Source organism: Anaerosporobacter mobilis DSM 15930 (assembly GCF_900142955.1).
GTDB classification, from domain to species: Bacteria; Bacillota; Clostridia; order Lachnospirales; family Lachnospiraceae; genus Anaerosporobacter; species Anaerosporobacter mobilis.
In genome coordinates, this window is the sequence record NZ_FRCP01000017.1 from 24,093 (window position 1) to 49,787 (window position 25,695).

A 25,695-nucleotide genomic window follows, 5' to 3' on the forward strand; every position below is an offset into this window, starting at 1 on the left:
TTTTGCTAGAATACTTACCCTTCTAGATTATTTCTTACAATCTTCGTTGCTTTGACTAAGTTCTTTAAGCTTTCTACTGTTTCTGGGAGTCCTCTTGTCTTTAGACCACAATCTGGGTTAACCCATAATTTATTCTTATCAATCTTTGTTAACATGACCTTCAATGCGTCGACGATTTCTTCCACACTAGGGACTCTTGGGGAGTGGATATCATATACTCCTGGGCCAACTTCAGTCTCAAAATTGTTGTCTTTCAGTGCTTGTATTATGGAAAGTTTTGACCTCGAAGCTTCGAATGAAATAACATCTGCATCTAGGTTGTCAATTTCTTTGATAATCTCTTCAAATTCACTGTAACACATATGTGTATGAATCTGTGTCTCTGGTTGTACTTTACTATGGCATAAACGAAAGGCTGGTATAGCAAAATCTAAGTATTCACTGTACCACTCTTGCTTCCTAATTGGTAACTTTTCTTTTAAGGCAGCCTCATCAATTTGAATGATCTGTATTCCCGCGGCCTCTAATTCATTCACTTCTTCTTGAATAGCAATACCGATTTGTAATGCCATGGCACGTAAGGTAATATCCTCCCTTGGGAATGACCAGTTCAATATTGTAACGGGACCAGTTAACATACCTTTTACTGGTTTATTGGTTAAACTCTGCGCATATGTAGAATACTCAACTGTTATTGGTTTTTCTCTTCTAATATCACCAAATATGATTGGTGGTTTCACACATCTTGTTCCATAGGATTGTACCCAGCCATTTTCCGTAAAAACATAACCTTTCAGATTTTCCCCAAAGAATTCAACCATATCATTTCGTTCATACTCTCCATGGACTAACACATCTAAGCCAATATCTTCTTGTAATTTAATACAGTCTTTTATGAAACTCTTAATATTGTTGTCATAAGTATTCTTATCTATTTCTCCCTTGCGATACTTACTTCTATTTGCCTTCACTTCAGCAGTTTGTGGAAACGAACCAATTGTTGTAGTTGGTAAAATCGGCAGGCTAAATATTTCTTTTTGTATTCCTTCTCGCTCTATTCTCTTCGTATTCCTCTTAAAATCTTCTTCTGTTAGATTTTCTATCTGCTGCCTTACCTCTTCATCCTCATATAGGCGTTTCACTTGGAATAATTTCTGATTATTCGTATATTCTGCAAAGGCTCTACAATCATTGCTTTCTAGAATAATGCTTAGTTCTTGAAGTTCTTTTAACTTTTCTGTGGCAAATGAAAAATATTGTTTTACTTCGTCTTTCATATCGAATTCACTATCCAGTGTAAACGGTACATGAAGAAGGGAACAAGAAGGTTGAATCACTATATTACTTGTAACCTTTCTGATTTCTAAAATCAATCTATTCACATTACTATAATTGCTTTTCCATATATTCTTTCCACTTATTATGCCTGAAAACAATAACCGATCTGAAGGGAATCCGCTCTTCTTTAATAATTCTAAAGATTTCTTTCCTTCAATAAAATCGATGCCAACTCCATTAAAAGGCAATTCCATTACTTCATCATAACAATCTCTCAAATCTCCAAAATACGTTTGTAATAAAACTTTAACATTACTCTTATTATTTAAGATACGTTCGTATAATCGCTTGAACAAAGCAATATCTTTCTCACTCAAATCAGTAACTAGAATAGGTTCATCAAACTGAGCCCATTTCACACCTATCTGATTCATCTCATTCAATAATGAAAGATATACGTCAGCCACCTCATCCACAAAATCTTCTGCTTTCTTTTTACCAAGATATCGTGCTAACTTTAAGAATGTAAAACCACCAATAACCACTGGCTTTGTTTCAATTCCTAATTTTTTTGCTTCTTGATATTCCTCTATCGGCTTTTTTGATAGTAATGAAATAGCCATATCATCATCAAGTTCAGGTACCATGTAATGATAATTGGTATTAAACCATTTTTTCATAGCCAACGCCCTAACATCACCTTGTTTTTCTTGATATCCTCTCGCCATAGCGAAATAGGTACCAAGTTCATCTAATCCTAACTCTCGATATTGACTTGGTATTGCATTCAATAATACAATCGTATCTAGCATTCCATCATAATATGAAAAATCATTTGAACTAATATAATCAATCCCTTGATTACTTTGTAGATTCCAATGATCACTTCTTAGCTTTTTTGATGCTTTACTAATTTCATCTCCAACGACTTCACCCTTAAAATACTTTTCTAATAAAAACTTTAATTCACGATTTCTTCCCATTCTAGGGAATCCAATAACTCCACTCTTCATAATATTATACTTGCTCCTCTCTAGTTTAGGACTAAATTAGACGATTGCCTATTAAGATTTAACTTAATCTATATTATACCTAAGAGAAATATTATGGTAAATTTCAAAAAAAATATAGCTTACTATAGTTCTTCACTATAGCAAGCTATGTACTAGGAACATGTACGTGCATCAACGGCATGCTTTAATTTTTCAATATAGATTTGGCCAAGCCTACTTAATGTAACTTCTTTATGAACAATATATCCAACTCGCATCTCTTCGTCTTTCACGTCAATGGGTATTGCTACGATGTTCTTACCATTTAATGCTTCACTAATCACCCCAGTACTTATCGTATATCCATTAAGGCCGATTAGTAGGTTAAAAAGTGTTGCTCGATCACTCACTTTGATAGATTTATTATGACTTAATGTACTTAGGATCTCTTCTGAATAATAGAAGGAATTATAATTACCTTGCTCAAAGGATAGATATGGATATTCATCTAGGTCATCTAACGTAACTTTATCCTTCTTAGAAAGTGGATTATCCTTACTAATAAACACATGCGGGTTTGCTTTGAATAGTTCATTAAATACTAATTCTTTTTCTTTTAGTAGTTTGTGGATCACTTTATAATTAAATTCATTCAAATATAGAATTCCGATTTCACTATTCATATTCTTGACGTCCTCAATAATCTCGTAGGTCCTAGTCTCTCTTAATTGAAAGTCATACTTATCAAATCCACAGTCCTTGATTAAATCAACAAAGGCATTGACAGCAAAAGAATAATGTTGTGTAGAAACACTGAATTTTACTTTTCTAGAGGTACCTCCCTTATATCTTTCTTCCAACAAGGAGGCTTGTTCCATAACTTGTCTTGCATACCCTAAGAATTCTGCCCCTTCTGAAGAAACAGTAATTCCCTTGTTTGTTCGGGTAAATATACTAATCCCCACTTCTTTCTCTAAATCTTTAATCGCATTGGAAAGTGAAGGTTGTGATATGAACAGTTCCTTCGCAGCATCATTCATAGAACAATGTTCTGCTACTGTTACCGCATATCGTAATTGCTGTAAAGTCATACTTTTACCTCCTTATTAAAGTACCCTACCCACTATGATAATCGTATCATAGTGACACATATGGTCTCCTTTGCTCACTTCCTTACTCCCTCTTATACTGCCATTAATCTCTTCACCAATCGAACTGCATCCTGTGCATCCGTTGAATATCCATCTGCCTCTATCTCATCTGCATAACTTTGTGTAATTACAGCACCTCCAATTATGACTTTGGCCTTTAATCCTGCTTTCCTGTTAGCACTAACTACTTTCTTCATCTCTAACATTGTTGTTGTCATAAGAGCGGATAATGCTATAATGTCCGCATCCTTTTCTTTCGCTGTTTCAATAATCTTAGTGCAGGATACATCTTTCCCAAGGTCAATGACATCATAACCGTAATTTTTAAGCATTAATGCTACAAGGTTCTTTCCAATATCATGAATATCACCTTCAACGGTAGCTATAACTATCGTTCCTAGTTTCTTATCTGATTGATTACTTTGTAACATTGGCTCAAGATAATCGATTGCCGTCTTCATTGTTTCTGCGCTACCAATTAATTGTGGTAAGAAATAAATCTGCTTGTCGAATAGATTACCTACTTCATTGATTGCTGGTATCAACATCGTATCCACGATTGTTGCCGGCTCTTCTCCAGCTGCAAGTGTTTCTTTCACATGATCAAGTATATTCTTACGATTTCCTTTAATTACATCCGTGTAGATTACCGAGTCGTTGGTCGCTTGACCGTTAGAAGAATCTGTTCTTTGTTTTCCTGTCCCACCTGTGGAAACATTGGCACTTGCTGTACTATTACCTTCAGACTTCCCCATATTCGTATTGTTTGCACTACCACTTGTAATTGTCATGGGTCTGCTCGTTACACGGTTAATGTATCGTAAATCTGATTCTTCCTTATTACACAATAAATCAGTAGCAAATGCGGTATTCACTAATAAATCTTGAGACGGATTTGCAATTGCCATTGTAAGGCCTTCGTGAATTGCCAAAGCTAGGAATGTACTATTTACAAATTGTCTCTCTGGAAGACCAAATGATATGTTTGATAAGCCTACAATGGTAGCTAATTCTAACTCTTCTTTGCAATAACGAATGGTTTCTAAGGTCTCTATAGCTGCAAGTTTGTTAGCTCCTATTGTATTCACGAGTCCATCAACAACGATGTCCTCTTTCGTCAGTCCCTGGGCATATGCTGCTTCAGTTATTGTATGAATAATTTGCTTCTTCTCATCAATATTCTTAGGTAGTCCTTTGTCCGATAATGGTAATAAGATAAACATTGCTCCGTATTTTTTTGCAATCGGAATCAACTTCTCAAACTTTTCTTTCTCCAACGAGATAGAGTTAATTAATGCACGGCCTGGATAGATACGAAGTGCTGCTTCGATTACATCAACATGGCTTGAATCAATACATAATGGTAAATTAACCGCCTGGGATAGTTCATAGACAACCGAAATCATTGTCTCCTTCTCATCGATTCCATTCATTCCCATATTAACATCTAATATAGAAGCGCCATTCTCTTCTTGTTCCTCGGCCATTGATACAACCAAATCAAGTTTACCTTCTTTTAATTCTGCTTGAAGATTCTTCTTTCCTGTTGGATTAATACGTTCTCCAACTATTAAGAATTTTCCATTCAAGTCGATTTCAACGGTCTTACGTTCTGTTGTTACCTGTCGGACTTTAGGATTATAGGAAAGATTAGGCGTTATTTCTTTAACCCCATTAGCAAGTTCACGAATGTGTTCTGGTGTAGTACCACAGCAACCACCTACGATGGTTGCGCCATCCATTACAAGCCCTTTTACTTGCAAAGCGAATTCTTGTGGTCCTAGGTTGAATACGGTTTCGCCATCTATAAGAATTGGTAATCCTGCATTTGGCTTAGCTATAATAGGTACACTTGCATATCTTCGCATAGTCATAACCACATCTCTCATCTGATCAGGACCTGTCGAGCAGTTTACACCAACTGCTGCAGCACCTAGGCTTTGCAATACTGTCACAGCAGTCCTAGCATCTGTTCCATACATGGTATGCCCATCTTCATTGAAAGTCATAGTTACCATAACAGGGAGGTCGCAAGTTTCTTTTGCTGCAATTAACGCCGCTCTACATTCTTGAAGGCTCATCATAGTCTCGACGACTAATAAGTCAACTCCTGCTGCCGCCATATATCGAATTTGTTCCTTATAAACTTCAACAAGGTCCTCAAACATGAGCTTACCAATCGGATATAACTGCTCCCCAGTCATAGTTAAATCCCCAGCAACATAGATCTTCTTACATTTAAGTTCCGGCTTCTCTTCTTTTGCTAATTGAATAGCTTCTCTTGATAGTCCAATAAGTTCAGCATTCATCTGTTCCATCTTATCTGCTAGTCCATATTCTTCTAATTTGATACGGTTTGCCGTGAATGTGGGACTATAGAGGATATCTGTACCTGCTAATACATATTCCTTTTGTAACCGAACTAAAGCATCTGGATTTTTAAGAATCCAATCTTCTGGACATACTCCCGTGGGCATACCTGCTTCTTGAAGATTGCTACCTGTCGCTCCATCAAGTAATACAATTTTTGATTTACATAAATCCTTAAATTCCTTATGGTTCATACTAAATCCTCCCTCGTAAAATATCTCATTCGACGTTTGCAAAACTCAAAATCGTTTCTTAGGTATCATACCCCAGCTAAGAAGTAGCAAATATCTTTAGAGTTTCGCAATTGTCTATCATTTATATATCGTACAATTAATGACCAAATATCTTCTCTTGTATATTCTTTGCTGTAGACGTTGCTGCAAGACCACCTAAAGCAGTTTCTCTCAGTTCAGATGGAAGCTGCTTACCTACTCTATACATCGCTTCAACAACTTCATCTGCTGGAACGATACATGTCATACCTGCTAAAGCCATATCTGCGCATATAATTGCATTCACGGCTTGTGATGCATTACGTTGTGCACATGGTACTTGTACAAGTCCTGCAATAGGATCACATACAAGTCCCATAACATTGATTATTACTAATGAAAATGCATGAATAGCCATCTGTGCACTTCCTCCAGCCATCTCTACTGCCGCTGCTGCTGCCATAGCTGCTGCAACACCGCATTCTGCCTGGCATCCACCTTCTGCTCCCGCTACGGTTGCATTCTTCACCACAACTGCTCCAACACCTGAAGCCGTTAGCAATCCTTGTAACACCTCTCGCTCAGAAAGATTTCTTACCTCTTTAACGCCAATGAGTACAGCTGGTAAAATCCCACAAGATCCCGCTGTAGGCGCTGCACAGATCTTACCCATAGCTACATTGACCTCACTAGAAGATAACGCTAATGCCATCACATGATTAATCAACTCGCCACTTAGTGTATTTCCTTGTCTCGCATACTGATTTTGAGAATATGCCAAACCATTAATCAGACTACCTTCCACATGTAGATTTTGATTCATGGCCTTATGGGAGGAGGATTCCATTACCTTGTACCTACGACTTAGGTTTGTGAATACCTCCTCCTCTGTCATCTGTGATAGTTTCATCTCATTTTCTAATATAATCTTCCATAGCGGAACTTCACGTTCTGTTGCTATATTAAGAAGCTCTTGTAAATTATGATACATCCTTACTCCATTCCGTTACTAATCAGTAACATTAATAACTTGTACTTGAATAATGTTTTCTAATTCTTCCATGGATTCCTTCACATGATGAGGAATCACATCATCCGTTTCAATAATACAAAAGGCTTCTTCTCCTCTTGCATTACGACTTAAACGCATGGTGGCGATATTAATATAATTATTGGATAAAATCGCAGATACTTCACTAATAATTCCTTTTTTATCATAATGATTTATCACAATCGTACTATACTGAGCAGTAAACTCCGTTCGAAATCCATTAATATTAGTGATTACGATCTGACCGCCACCAATAGAAGACCCAATTACATAATAACTGGAACCATCTTCTAATAAGAATGAAATCTTTACTGTATTCTCATGAACATTCTCTAACTTTATTTGGTCAAACTCGTATTCTAATCCTTGTTGCTTTGCTAATTCGAAGGAATCTGCTAATGCTTCATCATCCTCATATAGTCCAAGAACTCCCGCAACTAGCGCACGATCTGTTCCGTGCCCTTTATAAGTCATTGCAAACGAACCATGTAAACCAAATGTAACCTTTTTAAATGGTTCATTCACAATATTTCTTGCAATACGTGCTAACTTCGCTGCACCAGCTGTGTGGGAACTTGACGGACCAATCATAATTGGTCCCACTACTTCAAATATACTTACATCCATTATAATCTACCTTTTCTTTCTAGCCTAAATTGTTAATAATTTATGGTCATAATATAGGATTACCATAGAGTTTTATCCTATGCTTTTGATACGCTACACTGTTAAAATTAATTTTCTAGTGTAACCGCTCTAGAACTTCATTCTACCAATAATTTATCATATCATAAATAGGGTAGCTTAGTCACTTGTAGATTTATAAATTCATTTTTTCAAACATAGATACACGATTGAACGGAATCATGAAGTAATACCCATCTGCATATGGTTCTAATTTCTTCACTAATTCTCTACCAAGAGAGGCTCCAATCATTTCAGCTTCTTCTTTGCTCATATCTTTTGAATATCTAGAAACAATTTCGTCAGGAACATGAATTCCAGAAAATTCATTTTTAATAAAGTTAGCATTGGTATAACTTACGAATGGCATAATACCACATAAAATCTTAGTATCAACATGTTCTTTAATATAATGGATCTTCTCAATTGTTTCCTCATCATATATCGGCTGTGTTAGAAAATACTTCGCTCCAGCTTCCATCTTACGCTCCATTCGTTCAATAATCTTATCGACTCTTCCAAGTGCTGGATTTAGAGCACCTCCATATTGAATCGGGTCCTCCGAAAAATGTTCCTCATTCATCTGCTTAATAAACTGCATAAGTTGAATGGAATTATAATCAAATACATTAGTTGTTGATAAACGTTGCTCACTGGGCACTGGATCTCCCGTTACCACAAGGAGATTGCGTATTCCATTCACATATGCTCCAAGTAATGTGGAGCGCATCGCTATCATATTCTTATCCCTACAACAAACATGTGGCATAACAGAAACTTCATGTTTTGCAGCAATCTTTAAGCTCATTAATAGGGAATCTACACGACTTCTCCCCATTGGTGAATCTGCAATGGTGATAATATCCGCTGATGTATTCTTAAGTGCCTCTACACAGCTCATTATCTTCTCATCATTACTATCATAGGGAGGGTCAAGTTCAACTGCAATAACTTTCTTTCCTGACTCCAAACGTTCTATGAATGTTCGTTGATCTTTGATTCTGTTATCTAGATTTTCCTCGAAAATAGACCTAGATTTCGTAGTCTTGCCTTCTTCTCTCTCCTCTTTCTTACTGTTACTGGTTAAAAGAATATCTTTATGTCTTACTTTTACTTGTTCTTTGGAAACTTGGTTGTTAGAACAAGCTTCTTGGAGCGCTTTTATATACTCTGGTGTTGTCCCACAACATCCACCAAGAATAGATACTCCTAATTGTTTTATTCTACTCATATTCTCTGTAAAATATCGAATATTATTATTAAATACCATTCTAGTATACAATTGTTCTGGATATCCAGCGTTAGGTAATACAGCAATCCTTTTATTCACTGGCAATTCTACTGACTGTAAAAACTGATACATATGTCCTGAACCTATACCACAGTTAAATCCGCAGATAGCGATTTCTTCCATATTCATAACTTCTTTCAGTAGCTTATTGCCCTGAATACCAGCCATTGTATATCCATTCTTATTGACACAGAAATTCGTGATAATACAAGCATTCGCATTCATCTCTTTGATATACGATACAACCTCTTTTAACACATCAACTTGTGGAAATGTTTCAAACAAGAAGATATCTGCTCCTTCTTCTAAAAACACGTTGCATATTCTCTTATATTCACTAATTACTTCTTCTCTCGTTCTCTCTGCATGTACTGGAATTGGTCCAATATCTGCTGCTATGTAGATAGGAAAGTTCTTAGTTTGATTGAATTCTGTAACCGCTTGTTTTGCTAATTGATACCCTTTCTTAATCAGTGCTTTTTGTTCTTCCTCATCTATCTCCATAACAACTGAATTGACTGCGAAAGTGTTGGTTCGAATTATGGTAGCTCCAGCCTCCAAATACTCTTTATGGATAGCAACTACAAGCTCTGGATTATTCATACTGGCCCACTCTGCCATCCCATCGGAGTTCCCGTTCTTCTTAGCATAATAGGTACCCATGGCTCCATCCATAATAATCGTACCTTCTTGTAATTTCTCAAGTAATGTTTTCTCCATCCTTCGAACCTCCCTAGCTACTTTTATTTTGTTATTGTAAGTAATTAGTGTGCTAAAGTCAATGGCCTAGCATAAAATCAAATATTCGTAATACCGATATCTAGCTATATTCATTTGTAATAGCACTGCTATACAAAAAATACCTCCACATAAAACAAAAACAATCCTAAATTGTTGAATCCAATGCATAAGAACACCTACATTGTTATTCAACTCTTTAAGATTGTTTTCATTAGTTTGACTATGATTATATTTTAAACATCTTCATATTCGTATTCAGCGTTTCTGCTGTTTCTAACAATTTTGCTGCATCTTCATCTACTGTATGACTATTTTCTGTAACTTTTTTCGCATGATTCGATAAATTTTCAGATGTAGCAAGAATTTCTTCTGCGGCTGCTGATTGTTCTTCTGTAATTGCAGCCACTGAAGTTGCAACTTCATCAACTTTAGTTACCTTTTCCATCATTTTCTGAACAATATTATTTGTTTCATTTACAGTATTGTAGATATCTTCAAAAGTATTCTCCGCTGTGCCGACCAAATCAATACTATGTTTAATATTATCGGCACTTTCCTGGGTTTTTTGAATCGTATTGTTTACCAAACTCGCAATATTGCTTGTCAACTCTGTAATATTGTTTACCGATTCCTGACTTGTCTCTGCAAGTTTTCTGATTTCACTGGCAACTACTGCAAATCCTTTTCCCGCTTCTCCCGCTCTAGCTGCTTCAATTGCAGCATTTAAAGACAATAGATTTGTCTGGTTAGCAATTTCACCAATCAGTAGTACAATATTATTTATTTTTTCACTAGACTCATCCACTTCTTCAACTGATTTAATAAGTTGTTCAATGGAATCCTTCAAATTTGTCATTGCCATTGAAACCTGTCCCATATCTGCTTTTCCCTTTTCAGAAATAGCAACTGTATTTTTCATTTTAATACTTGCTTCCTTACCATCTTGACTGGCTTCTGAAACTACATTCGATAATTCTGTTGCATTTTCAGCTACTTCGGATACTGCCATGGCTAACTCATCCACTGTTTGATTTAATTCTGACATAGCATTTGACTGTGTCTCTGCAGAATCATATAACTCTAATGCTACCCGACTACTATTTATTGCCTGGTGATCAAGACTTTCAGACATTTTTCCAACCTCTTGAATCGTATTATGCATAGTCTCAATAAATCTTTGCATGCTACTACTCATTGTTGCTATTTCATCATTTCCCTTAACCTTTACTTCTACGGTAAAATCACCTTCCGTAATACTTTTAATGGTATGATTTAATTCTTTTACCGGTTTTATGATAAAGTGCACAACTCTTTCTATTAGTATAATTATCAATATTACAGCAACTATGAAAAGTTGTATTACTATCTTTTGGAGATCGTTCAATGAAGAAAGTACTTCTTCGTGTGATACATATCCAATTAGCTTCCAAGGTGTATTATGAATAGCTTGTACACTTACTGAATATGAGATTCCCTTAGAAGTTACTTTTTTCACACTATTATCGTTTATGTTAACTGTTTTCGCAATTGATTGAATTAGTTCGTTCGGATTTTCTGCAGTAAAGGCTGTATTTATTAGCGTGTTATCCTCAATTGCTATAATCATGTTATTAGAACTATTCACTAAGAACAATCTTCCTGTATTTAAGATACTTTTCGAACTGACCATTTCAGAAATTGATTTTAATGATACATCTGCCGATGCTACACCCTCAACATTCTCCACTGACCTTAATTTTGCAGTTGCACTTACTATATATTCTCCCGTACTTTTATCCAGATAAACCTCTCCAAAATTAAAGTTCTCCTCATTTTCAAGTCCTTCAATATACCAGTCTCTCTCAGTAACTACATAATCTTCATCTGGAATCCAACCTGATGGTTCAAAGAGTCTATTATCTGAAAGTCCAATATAAACTCCTTCTTTGTAACTTTCACTCTTATTCATTGTTGTCTTCAAATATTCCATTAACTCATCATCGCTTAGTTGAATGTTATCAAGTGTATTCTTTACTTGGTTTAGTCCTGATATTATGTCTTGTGACCAATTTTCAATCTCATGTGTATTTGATATTGTAAGTGATTGAACAAGCTGATCCGCATATTCCATGATTATCTCTCTTGATCTTTTATATGTAATACTTAGCATTATAAATGTTGCTATTATTACAAGGGGAATAATAACTAAAATTAATTTCAATTTAATACTTTTAAGTCCTCTTTTCCCCTTATTGTCTATTTTTTCACTCATATTCTTTTTACTCATACATTTCGCCTTTCTTTTTGAAATTTATTCATACATTTTACTTACCTTATAAAATTCAATCTCTACCAAATATATCCTCTTTTGATTGCAATATATTACCATTTTATTCCAATTAAGCTACTGTCTTCATACTTACTATTCTTTGTGCTTTCAATTTTACCATCACAAGCAATATCTAGATTATTAAAGTAGTCTGTATTTTTATTAATCATCTTAAATGTTTCGTCAACTAATTGTTTTGTAGTCAACTGATTATCCTCTAACTTATTCATATACCGATAATCTCTCTCTACAAAATTCACTATATTTTCGCCCATATAGATAATGTTATCCAGATCATTGACACTTTCCGTACATTTTGAAATACCTTTTTCAATGTTTTTATCAGACACTTCTTTCACTAAAATAGTATTACTCCATAAACCAAGAAACACCAATAATATGTTTAATATCAGTATAGTAATTATTACTATACAATGTTTTAATAAAAATACTTTTAAACTATTAATAATCCTCTCTACTCCTTCACTGATCACTTAATGTGTATAATCATCTAGTTCCTCAATATATAAGAACTTATAATAAATTTCACCTAATCATTATACTGTTATTTCTAACTTTATTCTACAATAAATTCAATACAGTAAAAATTTATATTCAAAAAGCAACTCTCTATTGCTGTAGATAGTTATTTTATAATTGAGATTTTTATGGTAATATTAATTTGGAAAAGTAGAATTTAGACAATTGTCGACATGGGAAAGAGTTTCACAATTGACTAAAAGTAGATTTATTAAAAAGGAGGAATGCTAATGTTTCAAATAGCAGTCTGTGATGACAGTATAGAAGAGTTATCCAATATGGTACAGCTAATAGACCTATACCGAACATCAAAGCATCTAAACTGCGAACACACTGTCTTTCTAAACGGGTTTGAGCTGATTTCAGCGTTAGAAAAAGAAAAGCGGTTTGATATATATTGCCTAGATATTATAATGCCGGGCTTTACGGGCATTGATGTCGCAAAGGAAATCCGCACGTTTGACAAAACTGCGCCTATTATTTTCTTTACCTCATCGCCTGAATTTGCTTTGGAGAGCTATTCGGTAAAGGCTATTAACTACATACTAAAGCCAATCTCAAAGGAAAAATTATTCTTTACCTTTGACGAGCTTTTAGAGCTTATTAAATCGGAAAAAGATGAGGATGCGATTATTGTAAAGAGTAATGAGGGTATTCAAAAAATATTAATTAACAATTTGGTTTTTGCCGAGGTGATTGGAAGAAGTGTCCTCTATCACCTGCGCTCCGGTAAAGTCATAGAGTGTATTGAAGCCTTTTCTTCTGTCTGTGATAATCTGATGAGGTATGAGTGTTTTATCAAGCCTCACCGCTCCTATCTTGTGAATATGCAATATGTGGATACCATTGAAAATCATCAGATAACCTTACAAACCCTATCCGCTGTTCCTGTTGCACAGGGTAAAGCTAAACTAATTAAGACGCAATATCTTAATTATCAAATGGAAGGGGAATAAGCGAATGGAGGGAGGTGCTTCTAAATGGTAGTAACGGTGATAGGACTCTTACGATTTGGGTTTTCTCTGATTTTTGGCATAGCGGTGTCTTTTCTCTTTGCAGGAATAGAACCTACAGGGAAAAATAGGCTCACCACTGGCTTGCTTTGTGTGATTTTTCTCTTCGTTCAGACAGCCAGTTGGTGGCTCTTGGGCTTGGATTTAACATCAAAGCTTTATCCGCTGATTATCCACCTGCCGCTGATCATGATATTTGCCTTATATTTTAAACGTCCGTGGCTCCTATCCACTGTCGGCGTACTTTCCGGTTATCTTTGCTGTCAAGCGCCGCGCTGGATTGGTTTCCTTTTGGGGGCCGCTTTTCATAGTAAACTTGCAGACCACATTTTTTATATTGCATCCGTTTTTCTGTTTTACTTTTTTCTAAAAAAGTATGTAGCTGGGTCCGTTAGGCAGCTTATGAAGGCTTCCATAAAATCTTGCTTATTTCTAGGAGGAGTTCCGTTTTTTTATTATATGTTTGATTACACTACCACAATCTACACCGATGTGCTCTATCGCGGAACAAAATGGGCGGTGCAGTTTATGCCCTCAACAGTCTCTATTTTCTACTTTGTGTTTGTTATCCTTTATTATGCTGAGACACAAAAACAGACAACTCTCCAAAGAGAACGGGATATGCTTGATGCACAGTTTCGATTGGCACAGGCAGAGTTTGCTTCTCTGAGGCAGCTACAGCAGAATGCTGCGTCCTATCGGCACGATATGCGCCATCATTTTGCTCTTTTGCAGGGGTTAGCCTCCAAGGAACAGATGGAGGAAATAAAAGAGTATCTACGGATTGCCCAGTCCGACATGGATACCATCACCCCCCTACGTTTTTGCGAAAACGAAACTGTCAATCTGATTTTGTCGGCTTTTGCCTCCAAAGCAAAGCAATTAGGAATCCTGTTGACGGTAGATGCAAAGTTACCTGACATACTACCGTTTAGCGACACCGAGCTTTGTTCACTCTTGTCAAACGCTTTGGAAAATGCCATTCATGCCGCTAAACATATGAAAGACAGCAACAAACGCCTCATCAAACTACGTATGTATTCCAAGAATACAAAGCTGTGCATTGACATTCGCAACACCTATCAAGACGAGCCAATTTTTCATCAGGGCCTTCCTATATCAATAGAACAAGGGCATGGCTTTGGAACCAAAAGCATGACGCATATCGTGGAAAAGCACAGAGGTGTATTCCAGTTTTTTGTCAAGGATGGCTGGTTTATATTTCAGGCTACTGCTTAAAAGATTGTTTATCTATTAAATCGTAAATGGTTCAAAACATGGCGTAGTACAAAAAGCAGTTCCAAGAGTATATGATTATACTACATCATACTTTCTGGGACTGCTTTTTTTCTTCCAATCTATATTCTAATGGTAACTTTTTTTATCATAGGAGATACACAACGGCATTTCCACTGTTATGTTTTGGATCTTTTACAGAAAAGTTATATTTGAACGCTCTTAACCTTATAACACAAGAAAAAGAATCTACCGTCAAAATTCAAAGAATCAATGATGATATCAATCAAAGAACTACACTCTCGGTAGAAGTTATGGGAATAACAAACCAGTATGTAAAAGACCAGGTTCAACTTGTAAATCAGACCCAAAGTTTATTCAATGAAATCATGGAAGCAATTTATGTATTATCCGAACAAATATCTTAGAATAAAATAGTACCGATGAAATCACTGAATAGTGATAAGTTGGTCTTTTTATCTGTTTCCTCGTGCAGAACACACTTAACATCATATCTACTTTGGTACTTTTGTGCCAGTTTTTAATATACCGTTGGCGTTGAAGTAGTATTCTATACCATCAATGGTCTGCGTACCTGTAAGAGCTTTACCGTTTTTATAGTAGAGCCACTCTCCGGAATCGTTTCGTTCCCACCCCATCATAGTATCACAAGAAATAGTAAGTTCCACAAAGCGGCGTAACACCACTGAAACTTCAGCGCGGGTAGCTGTACTTAGCGGATCGAATAGATTACTCTTCTTGCTGTAAAGAACACCCGCCATCTGCATCTGCTTTACGGCTTCTTTGGCATAGGTGCTAATTATCTGGCTATCCGCAAAGGTATTTTCCATGTATACCTTTGGCAGTGTAAAGCCAATAGCTTTAGCGTAGTTTTCCAGGATTACTGCCATCTGCTCTCGATTGAGGGACATATCCGGGGAAAATGTTCCATTACCGGTGTCGGTTACGATGTTGTTTTTGCTGGCCCATTCAATATAGCCCATATAGTAAGCATCTTTATTTACATCGGTGAAGCTACTCTTTTTATAGCCACTCACATCAACATTTGCCATCCTTCCTAACGCCGTAACGAACATTGCTCTTGTCATGGCTGCATTCGGGCTGAAGATAGTGTCTGAAATACCGTTTAACAATCCACGGCTTACCACAAACTCAATATCTTCTTTTGTCCAATGGTCAGCAATATCCGTTAACGCAGTATTGGTCTTTTGGTAGCCGATTCCATAGGTGGAAAAATGATTAGTACGAAAGCGCAGTACCTTTTCCACACTGTCATAGATGGAGTTTGGGAGCCATTGTACTTTATTCTTGGCGTCCACATAGACCGCCTGTACATTCCCTGCCTTTTCATTTGCACCAAGGCTGTAAGGTATGGTAACCCATACGCTACCTAAGCCAAAGTTCTGTACCTGTTTACCTTTGCCATATTTTACCTTGAAGTCAAAAACCGGGCGGCTACCAATGGCTTTTTTCGAATTACCAGTTAGTTTACCACTGTCAATGCGTGTAGCGCTAATATTGACATCAGATTTAGCTTGTTTGTTGATTTCTTTAATAGTAGCTAAATCCATACCGATTTCGATGTCGGGATTGTCCACCACCACAAGTATGTTGACAATTTTCTTCTCAATGATGATATCTTGTACGATCTTTGGCAGATTAACCGTAACATTGGAGCTGATTTTGTTTCCAGTATCTACTCGTAACATTACAGCAATGCCGTTTTGTTCGTTGCCGTTTTTCTTTGCGTCCTCTAGTGCCTTGTCAAAGGCATCAGTAACCGTTTTATCAGTGACCTTCACTGTAGTGTTGCCCTTCTTATCTACTTTACCGGAAACCTTAATTTCCCCCTGTGTAGGAGAATTCGGCTTGTCGGGTGCAGGTGGGGTAACAATGATAGGGTTACTGTTGTCTGATTGCGCTACCTTTGCCTGCGTTTGAGGAAATACAATGGTAACAGTCAGTGTTTTGCCGTAGCCTGCATAATTAGTAATGCTAGTTGCTCCTATAAAATTAAACGCATTTTCCTCTACACCAGAAAAGCTATATCCATCTTTTGCCGTCAGAGTGACTGTGGCGGTGTAGGCTGTGCTACTAAGGAATTTTGTTGGTGTAGTGTTCCATGTCACCGTGCCCGTGTACTGGTCACTGGTGATAGATGACTCTGGTGTAGCCCCCATTACCGGGGCGATTAGTTTATCTGACATATTTAAGTTAGTGACCGTAGTATCCACACTTTGCTCAAACGTCAAGTACTTATATAAGGAGATATTGTGTGCGACATATTCATTAACCGGCGAACTGCCATCAAAGTTCGCGCTTGCCGTAACATGAGCCTTCTTATAACTGTTTAAATCAGGAGCTACGTTCATCGCTGCATAGCCACCCCGAATAATCGATGAACCACTTGGAATGGCAACTGTGCCGCCAATGTTACCTGCACTGCTATTCATATTGATAAAAATTGCAGTTCCATAGATACTCTCCACTGTACCGCTATCAATAACAAGTCTTCCGCCCTTTAGATTAAACACAGTCATAGCGCCAATAACTTTTCCGTCTCTTTTATCGCTACTGTCTATGATCGTCAGCGTACCGCTGCCCTCATGTGTAATACAAACACTATGACCGCTGTCTAATGTTTTACCGTTTAAATCAAGGCTAAAGCTATTCGTATTGTCACTGGCAATGGTGACAGTTTTATCAAGGATAATATCGTTCTGTAGTTGAATCGTCTGTCCATCAGCAACCGCATCAAATGCTTCTTTTAAAGTCACGTAGCTTATACTTCCGATCTTGGCATCCTTAGACGCTGGCTCTATTTTCACATATTTGTAGCCTTCGATACTGCTTGCGAGCTCCGAATCAGTTAGAACTGTAGTTCCATTGCCATCGGTAAATAATCCCGCAGTATTCTTATGGGCATAGCTACTGTCAAATGTGAGTGCTACTTTCATTGCCTGTTTCTTGGCACTAGCAGTAACGGTTCCATCGCTTATACTCATGGTATCACCCTTAATGCCGATGCTTGTATTCGCCGCTTCACCGGCGGAGGCTGTCAGGTTACCGCCGTCAACAATGATTTTATTGGATATATTGTAGAAATATGAGCCACCGCTAGTATACTTTGCATTTCCACCCACAGCGGTTAGACTTCCCCCATTTTTAATTGTAAAACAGCTATTAACGTAACCACCACAAGCACCAAAACTACTACTGCTGTCTCCTGAGGGATCACCCATAGCGGTTAAACTGCCCTCTTCAATCATCAAACTACCGTTGACAAACACGCCACGGCTATAGTATGCGTTATTGCCGATGGCTGTTACATTAGCTCCGCCAGTAATGGTCAGGCTCTTGTCAAAGTTCTCAATATTCACGCCGGTGCTGCTGTTGTCAGCCTTGCCAGCAGACGCAGTCAGATTGCCTGTTCCAGATATGTTCAGATTACCCTGGCTAACAAAAATCCCGGCACTGACTGCGTCTGTCGTATCAAAACTACTGTCACCTATGCTGTTGTTATCTACGAGCACAAGATTTAGATCCCCTTTAACATAGATACCAGCCATACCTTTACTAAAAGGATTGAAATCAAACTCATATGCAGTTGTAATACTTGCGCCTGTAAGAGTGAGGGTTTGGGGTGTACCATCTACACCGGGTATATAGCTGACTTTTCCATCTCCAAGTACATCACTTGCGTTAGCGCTTGTCACCTGCACACCACCCACCCAAATATCATAGTTAGTAGCAGATGTAAACTCGATCTTGTCAACAAAAGATTTCCATGTATCACTTGCTCCTTCTCCTATATAGCCTGTACTGCCTGCCGGAATTATAATCTTTAAATCTATTGGAAAGTCTTTCGGATCACTAGCAAATGCATACTGATTCAACGTTGGGGCAACCATTCCTTTACATGTTACCCGCTGCAATGCAGTGCAGCCAATAAATGTAGCGTGAGGAATCTCACTTACTCCACTTGGGATAGTTACTTTTCTTAATGCACTGCAACCATAAAATAGGTGACTTTCTCCCATCGTTTTAACAGTTTCTGGGATATCCATAGATGTAATATTCTTGCATCCATTAAATGCACAGCTGTATAACGTGGACACACTTGTGGGAATCGAAAATGTCGTATTCGTTTTTGCAGCTGGATATCTTATTAATGTGGTTTTATTCTTATCATAAAGAACACCATCTTCACTACAAAAAGCTGTATTTTCAGGATCCACAATAAAAGCAGCAAGATTAGGAGAGCCACTAAATACATCTGCCCCTATACTACCACCCATTGTTTTAGGAATGAAAACACTTGTCATATTGCAGGAATTAAAAGTATGTGATGACATTTCCGTAACATCATAGGTTTTCCCGCTATTTGTCACTGTTTCAGGAATAATTAAATCTCCGGTATACTTTTGTTCTAATCCGGAATTAGGAAAGAATATCTTAACTGTTCCGTTTGTTTCACCATCTGACTCAGTTAATATGATGAATTTCCAACTTACATTCGTATTGCTTCCAATTGTTATTGGAGCAAGAAAGCTATCACCAACTGCTCGAGTGTCGTTTGTAAGCGGCAGCTGGCTAACCTCTGCTTGTATGGCAGATCCAGTTGTCGCAACTACTGAATCGTCCACTAATTCCCCCTCAATTGCAACTGTTTCTTCTGTTTCAGTAAGCGGTGTAAAATAATTAATCTCTCCGCTTGTACCTATTATTACATCTGCTTTTTTCGCCATTACCGAAATCGGCAGCATGTTTAATATCATGCATAGCACAAGAAATATACTAAGTAATCGTTTGTTCATAGGGTATGTTCCTCCTTAATTCGTAAAGTTGTTTTCCTTGCTCCAGATGTTTCTGAAACCATCTCTTCCAGATAATCTCTTTTCCGAAATCCCATCATTGTGGCAAACACGGAGACAGGAAACATTCGGATTTCACGGTTAAACTTAGCCACGCTATCGTTATAAATCAGGCGGCTAGTACGCACCATGTTTTCAAAGGTTTTCACTGCGTCCAAGGTTTTAATATAAGTTTGATTTGCTTTTAGTTGCGGATATTGCTCCGTTACCATGACAATCCTGCTCAAGGCTTCGGCTATAATTCTCTCCTGGCTCAGCACATCGTCTGGTTTAGATTTTGATGCAATCACTTTTCTACTTATTTTGATTGTATCAATCAATGTTTCGCACTCATGACCGGCATAACTCTTTGTCAAATCCAAAAGAGCCGTCAAAGCATCGAAGCGACTCCACAACAGCATACCTATCTGGCTCATGGCACTTTTGATATTCTCTTCCAGAACAGCCAATCTGCGCTGGATAGATATAATCCATAGAACAAAGACAGCAACTATTACAGTTATTGTGATAAAAGTTGGAAGCATAACAAAATCTCCTTTACCTTTTTTGTTCGTCTACCCGATTAGCAGTTTGTATAGCCGGCGGACAAATGAAGCTCATGTTTGCCATTGGTACATAAGGGTCTTACTCCAATGATATACTCTCAATTAAATAAGTGACTTTATTCTTAACCCTCAAAATCAACTAAAACAGGTGTCAACTTCATATCTCCTGACAGATAGGGAGGAATCTCCATAAACTCGCCACATTTCTTTCCTTTGATGGTAATCAACCAGCCTCCGAATCTTTTATCTCCTGTAATTTTAGGATAAGGAAGCACGGTTGTCTTCCCTGCTGTGTACTTCTTAATTGCATCGGAAGGTATCTTTACCCCTTTTACAGATACATAGCTAATCTTATAGGTTTTTGCCTTAACCCATTGGGCGTAAAGAGTCACATTCTTATTCTCATTGGGTATATAGGATCCTGATTCTCCTACTTCATAAAAACTCATATAGTCTGCTGACTTTTTGGTACTCCATCCTACAAACTTGTATCCTGATCTCTTAAATTTACTCTTAGGAAGTTTATAATCCTTGTCAAGAACTCCGTTATTCATCTTGCCAGTACCACCATTCGCATTGAAGATGATTGCATATCCCCATTGGGCTTTTAGCTCTACGTTAAGTCCCATACCAGGTTGATACTTCGTATATTTTATGCCATTGTTGTTATACCAGCCTAAGAAGGTCGCCCCCTTTTTCGTTGGTGTAGGTAATTTAAATTCCTTAGTAGAGGCATCAATCTTCATAGCGTCTACTACACTTCCACCGTCAGAATTATAAGTAATAAAATATTCCTTCAACGGATCAAAAACTGCAATCCCATAGGTGGTCCTAGCGCCTCCATATCGAAGTTCAACGGATTTCCAACCTACTTGTGTGAAAGCTCTTCCCTCCGTTAGTTCTACTCCTGAAAATGAAGTGATTTTAGAATTATCTATGGTTTCTTTCGTTCCATCCGACATCTTAGCAACCACGACCATACCTTTTGTGGAATAGCCATCACCAACATTATATGTACATTGTTCAGGCAAGGTTGAAATCTCTATGGATTTTACCTTTGCTGTTGCATTTATAATTCCAGTACTAGCACCTCCAAACAATGTCACTAACAAAATGACACACAATACTGTTGTTACTTTTTTCATACTTTTCTCATCCCTTCCTTTTAAAGTTTTTATTGATTTGTATAAGAATCGTTTACAACTTCAAACTAACAGAAAAGTCACCAAAAAAACCATTCACGACATGAAACATGATTTTTTTGACATGAATCATGTATAGACCTTAATCCTGTTGCTCTAAAAAAAATTAGAAATTATTAAAACGCTCAAAGTCCACTACTAAGGAAGTCATTAATTAATGCGGTACGTTCCAATTAATTTGATTTTTGATGTCACCATTTTGGTTACCTCTTTTTTGTAGTACTATTATTATCTTTTTCATTTCACTATGCTATTTTCGAGAAAATGCAAAAGGGATGCAAAACCATAATTGATTCTGCATCCTTATACATTCTCATTCAATTTGCTTTTTTCATCTCTTTTCTTATTTCTTTATAACAGATACCAAAATTCGTATGCCTCTCTAAAGAATGAAGGTCTTCCTTTTCTAGTGTATGGTAGTTTTCCCTTCTTTAATTCAGCTTGTATAATTATGATTTGGGTGTCAAAAACCCTTTAAACCTATCAACCAATCTTCATCTTCAAAATTGCCTCGTAATTAATTAACTTATAATCAATTCCGAGGCAATATTTTTGATTCCTTGTGGATTCATTAATAAAAATCTTATAATAACATAAGTTAACGCTATATTACACGTTACTGTGAATAAATCACAGTTAGTCACCGGCTCCTACTTGTTTACTTAACAGTTATCTTGATCTTTACATATACCCCATTCTGTACATATGCATATACGTAACAAGTTCCTTTTCCTTTTGCAGTAATTTTACCTTTACTGTTAACGGTTGCAATCTCTTTGTTGGTTGATTCATAACGGGTGATAGCTGTATGTTTCTTCGTCTTTTTGTCCTTAGGCAGAACCACTTGACATGTTAAGGTTTTCGTGTTACCCACCGAAAGTTTTACTGATGTTACATCTGTCGTTACCTTTGTTGGATTGGCATAAGTCTTATCTTCGGTAATAGAATGTACTGCTTTAGAAGTGGATATGATTAACTTCTTTCCATCAATAATCTTATACGCCTTAACTTGGTATTTATAATAGGTAGCCTGCTTTAATTTCTTTACCGTATAGCTTAAAACAGTTCCCTTAACATCCGCAATCTTTTTGAGCGATTGTCCACATTTTGCCCCATAGATCAGATACCCATCAGCATCAGATACTTTTGCATAGCTAAGCTTCTGCGAAGTCTTTGCCCCTTCTGCTTTTAGACGAAGGTGATAAAAATCATTATAAACTGTAAGTTTATCTGTTGTTGTATTCACGTCCTTATACGTCAGGGCATAGGTAGAGAATTGATCTGTTTCAAAAGTAAATAGATTCGTTATCTTGTCATAGGTTCCAGACAGACGGTCTGCCACACCGTTATGAATACGAATAACACTGTATGTTCTGTCTACTCCTTGTATTGTACTTCGCATATCTTTTGGAATTTCAATACTAATACTGATCTTACCGCTAGTCTTTGTTACTCTGGTCTCTTGACCTTCTCCAATCTGCTTAAACAGAGAGATATCAATGTAAAGAAGTTCTGCTTTGGCTATATTCTGCTGCCCCTCAGCCAACTTCTCCTCAATTTTTATCTTATCTTCTTCACTGACAGAAGTACTGATATCCTTAACCTTAAGGATAATTTTTGCATCTTTTCCCGTTGCCAATTGTGCAAGATCCTCAGCAGACAAAACTTTTGATTTCAAATCCTCGTTGCTATCAATCACTCTCGTTACTGGAGTATTCTCGTCTTGTTTTTGATCTTTCTCGACCTTTCCCTCAGTCTTTACTGGTGTACTTCCGTTATTGTTGTTGGATGAGGAACCACCGTCTTCGACGGATAATTTCTTAATAGTCTTGTTTACTTCTACTGTACAAGTTACACTGCCAAGACTAAGAATTATTGTACCTTGTATAGTGCCGGTAACTGTACTTGTTGCATTAGTTTTGTTAAAGCCCTTTGTAGTATCCCATGCTACGGTCACTCCATAAAGAGTTGCTTTTCTGGCTATAGTAAGAATATCGCTACCCGTTGTAGCATTGCTTACTGTTAAATTAGCAATAGCATTAGTAATTGCTGCCTTTGCAGCCTGTACTGCTTGAACGTCAGTCATTCCTATATAAGCGGTTGCTGTGATTACTATTGTTTTCTCGCTAGTGGTCTGACTCTGTAAACCTTTCGTTACAGTGATGGTAAAGGTATAGCTTCCATTCGTACCAACTGAGTTCGCTGATGTACCTGCCACTGGTGCTAAGTAGCTTACTTTATTTACCACAACTGTAACATCACTGTTATTCACTGCTGTTTCTGCGGTGGATTTAACTGCTTCTATAATAACTCCTTCATAGGTTGCATCTTCCTGATTCATATTGCTGTAGATTACGTTCTCTGCCGCTATCTTAGCAGCTTCCACCGTTGTAATATCAGGATCCGGAGCAACATTCACGATCATCGTAAGACTCTTACTATCATTAACACTGCCCTTAGAAAGGGTAACATCATATGTTCCTCTAGTGCTGTTATAGGATACGATTGCCTCTACCCCTTCGGCCTCAAGAATAGTGCTTAGTAGATTGTCTACATAATTTTGAACTGCTACTGTCTTAACTGCCTGTGTTGCTCCAAAGGCTACATTGACAGAATAATTAACAAGTCCTTCCTTTGCTGCCTTCACTGCCTGTACATCAGTCACTCCTGTATAAGCGGTCGCTTTGATTACTATCGTTTTCTCGCTAGTGGTCTGACTCTGTAAACCCTTCGATACGGTGATGGTAAAGGTATAGCTTCCATTAGTTCCATTTGGGTTCGCTGATGTGCCTGCCACTGGTGCTAAGTAGTTTCCTTTATTTACCACAACTGTAACTCCACTGTTATTCACTGCTGTTTCAGCAGTGGCTTTAACTGCTTCTATAATAGCTTCTTCATTGGTTGCGTCTTCCTGATTCATGTCATTATAACTTGCATTCTCTAATGCAGTCTTAGCAGTTTCCACCGTTGCATTATCAGGATCAATGGCAGTAAAAAACTGAACACACTTATTAGCATCGTTCCAACTTCCATCAGCAGTACTAACAATTCTGCCAATGTCGCTTGTGCTAGGCTCTGAAGACAGTGCTTGAAGTACACCCTCTGCATCTAACCTAGTGGATTCTCCTGATATAGTGATGGTTTTGCCTTGAACACCATAATAACCGCTAGCAACTACCGAACCACCGTTTAGTATCACATCAGCAGTTGTAGCATTGTTATAGCAATTTCCTCCTTTACCACCAGAACCAATACCGCTCCCCCCAGTACATCCGCCACTAGTTCCAGGATTACCCCCAGTAGCTGTTACATCTCCACCTTCAATGGTAATTTTACCGCTGTCACCTCCAAGATATTGGTAAGCTCCGCCACCGCCGCCGATTCCAGCACCGCCGCCGCCCCAATAGCCAGTACTATTGCCACCTTGGGCATTTATAGTACCATTTTTGATAACGATTGTACCGCTAGCTTCTGCATCTAATTCTTCATAAGTACGTCTGCCATCTCCACCGATACCGGCTCCTCCACCACCGCGAGCATAAGACGCCCAGGCATTAAAACCTTCTGCACCCGTTGTATTTAATGTGCCTGCACCATCAATCGTTAAAGTCGAACCAGATGGCACATGTAAACCAGCTTTTCCGCTACCTAATTTAATGTTAATATTGTCTGAATCTGGAATAGTTGATGCTGTAAAACCCAAGGTATTAATCTTGTCAGATGCAAGTTTAATGGTAACTTCACAAGCATCATTAATGCTAATTGGATTAGAATTAGAGATATCATTCCTATTATCTGGAGCCTTAGCCTCTATATTGACACCATCTAGAGATACGGTACAATCACTTTCAATGGAAATTGTATCGTTTGTCGGCGTATTCGGGTCTGTATTAGCAATGGTACAGTCCCCCGTTATCTTAAGAACTTTGGTGCTCTCCTCATATGTTGCTACAGTAATTGCTGCACCACTTGTTGTGGTAACTATGAATGTTCCAAAGGTTTCCGTTTTTGCTTCCGTTTCTGTTTCCGGCTCTGCTGCCAAAGTAACTGTAGGCATCATAGTAATTATCATAGTGATTACTAGTAACATACTCAAAATTCGTTTTTTCATCTGCAGTTCTCCTTTTCTTCTATCATTTATTTTTTCCTAACTTACTATTTTCTTCGGCCAATAACATACACCCAC

15 protein-coding genes are annotated in these 25,695 nt (G+C 37.5%); 3 read left to right on the forward strand and 12 right to left on the reverse strand.

The features are described 5' to 3' along the window. Positions 1-14: 14 nt before the first annotated feature. The 8 genes from metE to BUB90_RS16250 form a co-directional block, all read right to left on the reverse strand. Complete coding sequence (metE, locus tag BUB90_RS16215) at positions 15-2,291, reverse strand: 5-methyltetrahydropteroyltriglutamate--homocysteine S-methyltransferase (RefSeq protein WP_073289493.1); 2,277 nt, start codon at positions 2,289-2,291, stop codon at positions 15-17. A gap of 152 nt (positions 2,292-2,443) precedes the next feature. After that, positions 2,444-3,361, reverse strand: a complete 918-nt coding sequence (locus tag BUB90_RS16220; RefSeq protein ID WP_073289494.1) for a LysR family transcriptional regulator — start codon at positions 3,359-3,361, stop codon at positions 2,444-2,446. Positions 3,362-3,453: 92 nt separating this feature from the next. Continuing rightward, positions 3,454-5,985 (reverse strand): homocysteine S-methyltransferase family protein, encoded by a 2,532-nt coding sequence (locus BUB90_RS16225; RefSeq protein WP_073289495.1) that lies wholly within the window; start codon positions 5,983-5,985, stop codon positions 3,454-3,456. A 136-nt stretch (positions 5,986-6,121) separates the two neighbouring features. After that, positions 6,122-6,994, reverse strand: a complete 873-nt coding sequence (sdaAA, locus tag BUB90_RS16230; protein ID WP_073289496.1) for an L-serine ammonia-lyase, iron-sulfur-dependent, subunit alpha — start codon at positions 6,992-6,994, stop codon at positions 6,122-6,124. 18 nt (positions 6,995-7,012) lie between these two features. Next, the gene (gene sdaAB, locus BUB90_RS16235) at positions 7,013-7,681 is read right to left on the reverse strand and encodes an L-serine ammonia-lyase, iron-sulfur-dependent subunit beta (RefSeq protein WP_084139321.1); all 669 of its coding nucleotides are present in this window, start codon (positions 7,679-7,681) and stop codon (positions 7,013-7,015) included. A gap of 193 nt (positions 7,682-7,874) precedes the next feature. Next, entirely contained in the window at positions 7,875-9,749 is a 1,875-nt protein-coding gene (locus tag BUB90_RS16240) for a bifunctional homocysteine S-methyltransferase/methylenetetrahydrofolate reductase (RefSeq protein ID WP_073289498.1), read from the reverse strand. A 247-nt stretch (positions 9,750-9,996) separates the two neighbouring features. Further along, entirely contained in the window at positions 9,997-12,036 is a 2,040-nt protein-coding gene (locus BUB90_RS16245) for a methyl-accepting chemotaxis protein (protein ID WP_242952560.1), read from the reverse strand. 95 nt (positions 12,037-12,131) lie between these two features. Further along, positions 12,132-12,437 (reverse strand): hypothetical protein, encoded by a 306-nt coding sequence (locus tag BUB90_RS16250; protein ID WP_073289499.1) that lies wholly within the window; start codon positions 12,435-12,437, stop codon positions 12,132-12,134. Between the two features lie 411 nt (positions 12,438-12,848). Here BUB90_RS16250 and BUB90_RS16255 point away from each other — a divergent pair, with 411 nt between their 5' ends. The 3 genes from BUB90_RS16255 to BUB90_RS23295 all read left to right on the forward strand — a co-directional run bounded on the left by BUB90_RS16255 (position 12,849) and on the right by BUB90_RS23295 (position 15,295). Next, positions 12,849-13,574: a LytR/AlgR family response regulator transcription factor gene (locus BUB90_RS16255; protein ID WP_073289500.1), complete on the forward strand. Its 726-nt coding sequence runs from the start codon at positions 12,849-12,851 to the stop codon at positions 13,572-13,574. Between the two features lie 24 nt (positions 13,575-13,598). Next, the gene (locus BUB90_RS16260; RefSeq protein ID WP_073289501.1) at positions 13,599-14,870 is read left to right on the forward strand and encodes a sensor histidine kinase; all 1,272 of its coding nucleotides are present in this window, start codon (positions 13,599-13,601) and stop codon (positions 14,868-14,870) included. Positions 14,871-14,941: 71 nt separating this feature from the next. Then, positions 14,942-15,295: a methyl-accepting chemotaxis protein gene (locus BUB90_RS23295; RefSeq protein WP_139241788.1), complete on the forward strand. Its 354-nt coding sequence runs from the start codon at positions 14,942-14,944 to the stop codon at positions 15,293-15,295. Positions 15,296-15,382: 87 nt separating this feature from the next. Here the strand turns inward: BUB90_RS23295 and BUB90_RS16270 are convergent, their stop codons facing one another. The 4 genes from BUB90_RS16270 to BUB90_RS24130 all read right to left on the reverse strand — a co-directional run bounded on the left by BUB90_RS16270 (position 15,383) and on the right by BUB90_RS24130 (position 25,620). Then, positions 15,383-19,705, reverse strand: a complete 4,323-nt coding sequence (locus BUB90_RS16270) for an S-layer homology domain-containing protein (RefSeq protein ID WP_073289503.1) — start codon at positions 19,703-19,705, stop codon at positions 15,383-15,385. Further along, positions 19,702-20,286, reverse strand: coding sequence for a LemA family protein (locus tag BUB90_RS16275; protein WP_073289504.1), 585 nt, complete (start codon positions 20,284-20,286; stop codon positions 19,702-19,704). The genes BUB90_RS16270 and BUB90_RS16275 overlap by 4 nt, the downstream gene beginning before the upstream one ends. Positions 20,287-20,429: 143 nt before the next feature. Next, positions 20,430-21,452, reverse strand: coding sequence for an InlB B-repeat-containing protein (locus tag BUB90_RS16280; RefSeq protein WP_073289505.1), 1,023 nt, complete (start codon positions 21,450-21,452; stop codon positions 20,430-20,432). 715 nt (positions 21,453-22,167) lie between these two features. Next, positions 22,168-25,620 (reverse strand): Rossmann-fold NAD(P)-binding domain-containing protein, encoded by a 3,453-nt coding sequence (locus tag BUB90_RS24130; RefSeq protein ID WP_073289506.1) that lies wholly within the window; start codon positions 25,618-25,620, stop codon positions 22,168-22,170. Positions 25,621-25,695: the final 75 nt, after the last annotated feature.